The sequence below is a fragment of the Arachidicoccus sp. genome (genome assembly GCF_050436765.1).
Taxonomy (GTDB): Bacteria; Bacteroidota; Bacteroidia; order Chitinophagales; family Chitinophagaceae; genus Arachidicoccus.
Genome location: NZ_JBNQGD010000062.1, coordinates 1 through 3,747 on the forward strand (window position 1 = coordinate 1; position 3,747 = coordinate 3,747).

Here is a 3,747-nt window from a genome sequence, read left to right on the forward strand (position 1 = left end):
CTGAACTGACCAATAGTAATGGTTTCTTTTTAGATAGAACAGATACCAAGCAGATATTCAGTTTGTATGAAGCAACTGGTTATAATGAATCTGGGATCAGCGGTATTGGTCATATAGAATCACTGACTTTAGCACAGCCATTGGTCTCCAAGGAAAAGCCCGATATGTATGTGACAAAAGACAGTATAGGCTCAATTTTTACTGATTTAAAAGATACCCGCTTCGGAATTGATACAACGGCAACTAAAACAAGTAGTTCTAGTAGTGACGTTCTTGCTGGTGGAAGCTCCACGGGTAATACTCAATACACGAGTAATTATTTTACCAATTATAATGGTGACCTGCCTATTTTCAGCAAGATAAAAGTGATAGGTGACGGATCCACCACTACAAACCTCGATGTGTTCGGCTCTTCTATCGTGCTGGACAGGCTTGAAGAAATTGTTTTATTAGACGCTGAAGCGATGGCCGTATTGAACCAAAATGAAAATGCTATCAGTTTATTAAATCAGGTAAAAGCGAATCGTGGAGTATCGTTGTATAGCGGAGAGGGTGGCAATCCCTTAATCAAAGAGATCTTCCAAGAACGCAGACGCGAATTGATGGGCGAAGGATGGCGATGGTTTGATTTGGTTCGTTATAACAAGATTGTTAGAGATAATCCGGCCTTTAATAAACTGATAGACGAAGGTGGTATTTACTGGCCGGTAGCGCAAACAACTCTGAGCGGCGAAATCACGCAAAACACTTATTGGCAATAGAAATAAAATTGCTTTATCATATTATTAATCAAGAGAGAAATTATGTGGAACCAGTTATATAATCGTTATTGTAGGTCAACCGGACGTATATATGCTATATGCTTAAGTATACTGTTGACAACCTTGCTGTTCGGATGTTCTAAACCCAAGGGCAGCTATTATAAGTATGTTAACACTGTTCATATATATGATGGGAATTCTTTACAGTTTTTACAATCACAGGAAGGGGTGTACGACTCTCTCTTGTTTGTGTTGTCCCGCTTGCCTGATATTCAAGACTCGGTAACGTCTGATAGTATCACTTTGCTTGCTCCTACTAATCAGAGTTTTCAAACAGCTATACAAAACCTGAATGTGATTCGGAAAGTGCAGAACAAGTCGCCACTTTATCTCGCTACTGTCGATTCAGCCCAGTTGGACACGCTTGTAAGCCGCTATGTTTTACGCACACGCATTACTACCAATGACGTAATACCCTATGTGGACGGTATTTCTGCGTTTGGTATTAAATATGGCATTGAAATGAATTTGCAATATAAAAAAACGAGTGCTGATGGTGCGAACCTCTCCGGTCCTCAATTATTGTATGTTTCAGACACAAAGACTTCGCCCTTTATTCAATTTTGGGTAAGAACGACAACTTCATCGGTAAACTTGCATACCAATAATGGAATCGTGCATACGCTGGTCGCCGGACATGAATTTGGTTTTGGAGAATTTTCTACTCGCTTAAATAAATAAAGATTATGTTCTATAAAAACTTTTATAATACGATTTTCCTTGTAGTAGTTGGCATGCTATTTACAACTTCCTGCAATAAATTGCTGCCCAAAGATAGAGATGCCATTACAGATGATTCTCAATTTACACAAACTGTGTATCAGCCTATATTGGGGAGAACGACAGTTATGGACAAGAATTTTTACAGCGGTAACTCGAGTTTGCCATTTACTTTCAAAATAATAAACCCACGCCTGTATACAGACGGAAGCCCGGCCCAAGAACTCTTGGATACTTTCCCCGTTACAGTATGGAAGAAACAATACACCGGTAATGAAACCTCTCTTGCAGAAATAGAAAACGAAAGAGCTATTGAGTACCATCCGTTATTTGAAATAGGAGGGCATTCGGGTGTGTTTACGATGTGGGCCTCAGCGCAAACACCTTTTGTACGTTCGCTTCCCGACTCAGGCTATGTATTTGATGTGGAGGCATCCAATTCCGGTGGACGAGTTTATTTCAGAAATTTTCGTTTAATGCCATTAAAAGAACAACCTTATGAGCCTTCCAATATTAATCAAAATACCGGTCAGTCAACTGCTGCCAATGTCTATCCATCATCCGTAACAAATGTGTATGGTGAGAGGGATAATACACACATGATGAGCCCCGCTGATGTATATGTCTATTTCTATAAATCCGGTGATGGTAATTCCCTTACGTTTAAGTTTATGGATACGCTTTTCCATCCCATCAATCCCTTAAAGTTTGCAGACACCGACTGGAAAAACTTGGTACATGGGTTTAATATGCAAATGACACCCGATTCTGTAAAATATGATGTTGCTTACCCTATTCCGCTGGTAACAATACCAACTAAATATACGACACCCAATGGTAATCAGGCACGTGTTCAGTTTAAATATCACAGGATTGGATTTGGTGGTTTCAGGCAGGATGCAATCGTATCACTAGATTTTAATATATATGAAAAAGGCGATTGGCAAATAGTATTTTGGTTTAAAGGTGATAACCCAAAGTTTAACGACGATTAAGCGCGCATTTTATAATAAGAATAAACTGATTTAGCCACTCGTTTCTGCTTAAAAATTTTGCAGTAGAGATAAAACAAATGAATGTATGACCAGACATCTTTTAATATTAATTTGTGGTTTGTGTTTAAGCTGCTTTGTGCAGAAAACCTATGCCCAACAATCCATAACTGTTTCGGGAAAAGTGATAAACAAAGAGACTAAAAAAGCTAAGGCAAATGTGGATATATTGTCTAGCAACCTACGCGAACGTTTAGGTGTTAGCGCCGATGATGGGTCTTTCTCGCTTACCATACCTGCAGGAACCACTGTTGTTTTTAAATATGTAGACATGGAAGACTTCAGTCGCACATTCTTTAAAAATGAAAAGGATATAGTTATTAATATGTTTCCTTCAAGCAATGAAATGAAACAAGTGGTTGTCACCGGATTTAAGAAGGTTACCCGAGAAACCATGACCGGCGCCAGCACGGTGATTTCCGGAAAAGATATACAAGATGTGCCAGTATCCAACATAACTCAATTGTTGCAAGGTAAGGTTGCAGGGCTGAATGTTCAGGTAAATAACGGTATGCCGGGTGCAAGAACTTCTATGTTCTTGCGGGGACTATCCAGTGCGAATGTAACGGGATCTGGCGCTGGCGCGTTTATGACACCCACCTCCCCTTTGTTTGTAGTAGATGGGGTAGAGGTGGACGATAATGCTAATTATCAATATGGTTTTGATCAAGCCGGACCCGGTATTAGTCCCTTGTCGGCTATACCGCCTGAAGATGTACAAAGCATTGAAGTTTTAAAAGATGCGCAGGCTACGGCCTTATACGGATCCAGAGGCGCATATGGTGTTATCCTGATTACAACCAAAAGAGGAAATTCCAGCATTCCCATTGTACAATATTCCGGAAGTTATTTTGTGAATACCGTTCCCAAATTGAGAGATGTCATAGGTGGACGGAATGAAAGAGATATACGTCTGAACGAGATTATGGGTTTCGATTCCTCGTATGCGGCAGCCTATGCTTTGATCAATGGAACCAATTTTTTATCAGACAGTTTAAGTCCTTATTGGAATAATTCTACCAATTGGCAGTCTCTCTTTTATAGAAATACGTCTAACCAAAGTCATAACGTGAATATCTCAGGGGGTAATCAGCAGTTTAACTACAAGGTGAATATGGGTTATTATCATGAAAATGGTATACTACAGAACACCG

Annotated in this window: 4 protein-coding genes; all 4 read left to right on the plus strand. The window is 39.7% G+C overall.

What is annotated here, in order from left to right:
* Positions 1-761 (plus strand): RagB/SusD family nutrient uptake outer membrane protein (locus ACQR30_RS02525; protein WP_429730783.1); only part of this gene is annotated, 761 nt, incomplete at its 5' end.
* Positions 762-803: 42 nt separating this feature from the next.
* Positions 804-1,502 (plus strand): hypothetical protein, encoded by a 699-nt coding sequence (locus tag ACQR30_RS02530; protein ID WP_429730787.1) that lies wholly within the window; start codon positions 804-806, stop codon positions 1,500-1,502.
* 5 nt (positions 1,503-1,507) lie between these two features.
* Entirely contained in the window at positions 1,508-2,536 is a 1,029-nt protein-coding gene (locus tag ACQR30_RS02535; protein ID WP_429730790.1) for a DUF5007 domain-containing protein, read from the plus strand.
* An 85-nt stretch (positions 2,537-2,621) separates the two neighbouring features.
* Positions 2,622-3,747, plus strand: a 1,126-nt coding sequence (locus ACQR30_RS02540) for a TonB-dependent receptor plug domain-containing protein (protein WP_429730793.1), incomplete at its 3' end; no start/stop codon positions are given.